3 protein-coding genes are annotated in these 4,345 nt (G+C 69.8%); 1 reads left to right on the top strand and 2 read right to left on the bottom strand.

Annotated elements, in window-relative coordinates; all coding sequences use genetic code 11:
- Both KUTG_RS09545 and KUTG_RS09540 read right to left on the bottom strand, forming a co-directional pair.
- On the bottom strand, nucleotides 1–573 hold a 573-nt coding region (locus KUTG_RS09545), incomplete at its 3' end, for an SAM-dependent methyltransferase (protein ID WP_157495537.1).
- A 161-nt stretch (nucleotides 574–734) separates the two neighbouring features.
- Nucleotides 735–2,411, bottom strand: coding sequence for a cytochrome c biogenesis protein DipZ (locus tag KUTG_RS09540; protein ID WP_043716403.1), 1,677 nt, complete (start codon nucleotides 2,409–2,411; stop codon nucleotides 735–737).
- Between the two features lie 323 nt (nucleotides 2,412–2,734).
- Between KUTG_RS09540 and KUTG_RS09535 the strand changes: the two genes are divergently transcribed.
- On the top strand, nucleotides 2,735–4,345 hold a 1,611-nt coding region (locus KUTG_RS09535), incomplete at its 3' end, for a S8 family serine peptidase (RefSeq protein WP_198047080.1).

Raw genomic sequence — 4,345 nt, 5'->3', positions numbered from 1 at the left:
GTAGAACAGTCGGCTGCCGGGCTCGGAGAGGGTGCTGAGGGTGCGCATCAACGAGGTCTCGGCGGTGGCGGAGAGGTAGGGCAGCAGGCCCTCGGCGACCCAGGTGGTGGGCAGGCCGGGGTAGAAGCCGGCGTCGATCAGCGCGGCGGACCAGTTGCCGCGGAGGTCGACCTCGACGGGGGTGCGCTTGACCAGGGGGACGGCGCCGACGGAGGCCAGGACCTGGTGCTTGAAGCCGAGCACGGCGGCCCGGTCGAGCTCGAAGACGTGGGAGTCGGACGGCCAGTCGAGGCGGAAGGCCCGGGTGTCGAGGCCGGCGCCGAGGAGCACGGTCTGCGGCGTGCCGGGCACGAAGTCGTCCAGAACCCTTGTGCGCAGGCCGAAGTAGCGGCCGAGCCGGCCCCAGACGGGGCTGTCGTCCACCGCCGCCGACCACGACACGGGCCAGTCGAGCCCGGCGGCCCGCACGAAGTGCTCGGCGAACTCGTCGCCGGCCAGCGAATCGGGACGGGCGGCCTCCTGCGCGCGGGCGGCGGCAACCAACAGGGCGGTCAGCCCGACATCCCCGGCCATGACTCCTCCTTGGGCAGTCGAACTGCTCACGCAAGCAGGGCCCCGACCCGAGCGCAACCGCCCCTCACCGGAAGGTATGAGCCGGTTTTTCCCGACCGGGCAAGGCAATACGGCAAACGGGGACGACACCTCGGCAGCCGGGGGACATCCGGCGGCCGGTCCTAGCCGAACGTGAAGTCGTAGGCGTCGATGCCGGGGGTGAAGCCGAGGATCATGGTCGAGCGCTGATAGGGCCCGTTGTCCACCAAGGTGTACAGCTTCGGCACGCCGGAGACGGCGATGGTCTGGGTGGTCCTGCCGTCGACCTGGACGGTGAGCGTGCCGGAGCCGCCGAGCACGAGGTACACGTCCCGGGCCTGGTAGCTGAGCTGGAGTTGGGCGCCGGGCCCGGAGGTGAGGTACTCGGCCTGCCCCTGCCAGTCGCCGGCCAGGGCGAAGGTGTCGGGCTGCACCGAGGCGGGGAACTGGAAGAGCTGGTTGTTGCTGCCGCTGGGGGTCTGGCCGCTCACGTGCAGCGGGGCGTACTGGGAGCCGAGGTAGGTCTCGGGGGTCTGCTGCTCGGCCGGCGTGGTGTCGGCGACCTCGGTGGCGGCGGGAAGGTCCACAGTGGACGATGCGCTGGTCAGCAGCTGGCGGATGAGCTGTTCGGTGCCGCTGTAGTCGCCCTCGCTGAAGTTGACGTGCCGCAGGTTGCCCTCGGCGTCGATCAGGTAGTCGGCCGGCCAGTACTGGTTGCCGTAGGCGTTCCAGGTGCCGTAGCCGTTGTCCACGGCCACCGGGTACTGCACGCCGAGCGCCTTGGCCTGCGCGGTGATGTTGGAGACGCTGTGTTCGAAGGCGAACTCCGGCGTGTGCACGCCGATGATCTCCAGCCCGGCCTGGTGGTAGGCCTTGTACCAGGACTCGACGTGCGGCAGGGTGCGCTGGCAGTTGATGCAGCTGTACGTCCAGAAGTCGATCAGCACGACCTTGCCGCGCAACCCGGCCAGCGTCAGCGGCTTGGAGTTGACCCAGTCGGTGATGCCGGCGAGTTCGGGCGCCTTGCCGCAGTCCTGCAGCGTCGCGTTGCCGGGGGTGCAGGCCACGCCGGGGGAGGTGGCCTGGTTCTGCGAGCCGTTCAGATTGTGCAATTCGCCCTGCGCCTCGGAATTGCTTTCGACGGATTGCTGCAACGCGCTCGTGTATCCGGGCACGGCGGTCTGGAGGCCGTCGGTGAGGTTGAAAGCGATGGCCACGGCCACCAGCAGCATCACCACGCCGCTGGCGATGCGGAATCCACGGGCCCGGGTTCGAATCGCCGACAGCCGTCGGGTGATGGCGTCGCCGGCGACGGCGAGAACGAGCAGCGGCACGCCGCAGCCGATGGCGAAAGCGGCGGTGAGCGCCAGGGCGTCGGTGCTGAACGCGTGATTGGCGCCGATGACCGCGATGGTCGCCAACACGGGGCCGGCACAGGGCACGAAAAGGAGTCCGAGTCCGAGGCCGAGCACGATTCCGTTGCCGTCGGGATTGACCGGGCGGCCGCTGAGCCGAGCGAACGGGCGTTCCAGCAGATCGCCGAACCGCTGCCAGATCAGGCCGACGCCGATCAGCACCAGCACCACGATGCCGGCGTCGCGCAGCAGCGTCTGGGGCAGCCCCAACGCGCTCAGCACGAGCGATCCGAACAGCGTGGACAGGGCGAAACTCAGCACCAGCCCGGCGATGACCAGATACGGCCGCCACTTGCGGCGCTGCGGCCCGCCCGAGGTGAGCACGACCGGAAGCACCGGCAGCACACAGGGGGAGAGGCTGGTGATCACCCCGGCCAGGAACCCGACGACGACCAACGTGACCATGAAGGCAAGGCTACTGCCCCGGTGTGCTCCGCCGAGTTACCGATCTCTTACGGCGGGTGGTCCAAGGGCGTGCTACCGTACGCATCTGATCGGTTTCCCGTGGTGACCAAGCGTTTTTCACGGAGCTTTTACGCCGCCGCGGGTGCGAATGCCAGTCGCCATCCGGGCGGATTTCGCGCTTGCTGTTAACAGTTACGGCGGCGTTCTGTCCGGAATTTCGGGTAAGACCGGAACTGGGTGTCTGTTCCCGCCGCTTCAAGGTCGAAAACGCGCATACGCTCCGGCGGTCCGATGTGGAGTCGCCCGGAATGAGGTGTGCGCGGATGTTCCGCCAACAACGCCGAAGACTGGTGCTCGTCGTGGCCACGGTCACCGGCGTGCTCGCCGCTACCGGCCCGAACGCGATGGCCGCCAACGCGGCCGCCGCCGATCAGGCCCTGGCCAGCGGGAGCAAGCAGTCGGTGATCGTGGTGCTGCGCAACCAGCACCCCGAATTATCGCCCAAGGCCCAGCGCAACCAGCGCAAGCAGACGGTCGGCCAGGAGCAGGCCCCGCTGGTCGATCAGGCCAAGCAGGTCGGCGCGCAGAACGTGAAGGCGTTCGACGTGCTCAACGGCTTCTCGGCCAAGGTCACCGACGCGGAGGCCGGCAAGCTCGCCACCGATCCGAACGTGGCCGCCGTCGTGCCCGACCGCACCCGGGCCGTGAAACCGCTCGACGCCGGGCAGAAGCAGCAGATCCAGGCCCAGGCCGCCGCCGACCAGCCGCTGGCGGCCGGCGCGTGCCCGACGGATCCGGCCAAGCCGATCCTGGAGCCGGAGGCGCTGCAGACCACGCACACCGCCTTCACCAACCCGAGTCTGCCGCAGGCGCAGAACATCGTGGACGGCAAGGGCGTGTCCGTCGCGTGGATCGCCGACGGCCTCGACCCGAACAACCCCGACTTCATCCGGGCGGACGGCAGCCACGTCTTCACCGACTACCAGGACTTCTCCGGCACCGACCCGAACGGACCGCAGTCCGGCGAGGAAGCCTTCGGCGACGCCAGTTCCATCGCCGCGCAGGGCCGAGTGACCTACGACCTGTCCAATGTGGTCGCTGCCGCGCACCCGCTTCCCAAGGGCTGCAACGTGACCGTGCGGGGCATCGCCCCGGGCGCGAGCCTGGTCGGCCTGAACGTCTTCGGCAGCGCCGAGCTGGTCACCAACTCGATCATCCTCCAGGCCATCGACTACGCCGTGAACAACGACAACGTCGACGTGATCAACGAGTCGCTGGGCGGCAACCCGTTCCCGGCCGACGGCGTGGACCCGGTCGCGCTGGCCAACGACGCCGCGGTCGCCGCGGGCGTCACCGTGGTCGCCTCCACCGGCGACGCCGGCCCGAGCGGCACCATCGGCACCCCGGCCGTCGACCCGCACGTGATCTCCGCGGGCTCGGTCACCAACTACCGGCTGTACGCCCAGACCGGCGAGCGGGGCGCGCGCACCTTCGCCAAGACCTGGGCCAACGACAACATGTCCTCGCTGTCCTCCGGCGGCATCGACGACCTCGGCCGCGTGCCGGACCTCGTCGCCCCGGGTGAGTCCGGGTGGTCGGTGTGCGACGCCGACCCGCGCTTCGCCGGCTGCACCGACGAGCAGGGCCGCCCGTCCAACATCCGCACGTTCGGCGGCACCAGTGAGGCTTCGCCGTTCATCGCCGGCGGCGCCGCGCTGGTCATCGAGGCGTACAAGAACACCCACAACGGCGCCAGGCCGAGCCCGCAGCTGGTCAAGCAGATCCTCACCAGCACCGCCGCCGACCTCGGCCACCCGGCCTACGAGCAGGGCGCGGGCGAGATGAACACCTACGCCGCGGTCCGGGCCGCCATGTCCATTCAGGACGGCAACGGCAAGCCGGCGGCGCAGGGCGCGGGCCTGCTGGCCACGACC

This window comes from Kutzneria sp. 744, from assembly GCF_000568255.1.
Classification (GTDB): Bacteria; Actinomycetota; Actinomycetes; order Mycobacteriales; family Pseudonocardiaceae; genus Kutzneria.
This window is presented reverse-complemented; position numbering and strand designations above follow the sequence as displayed.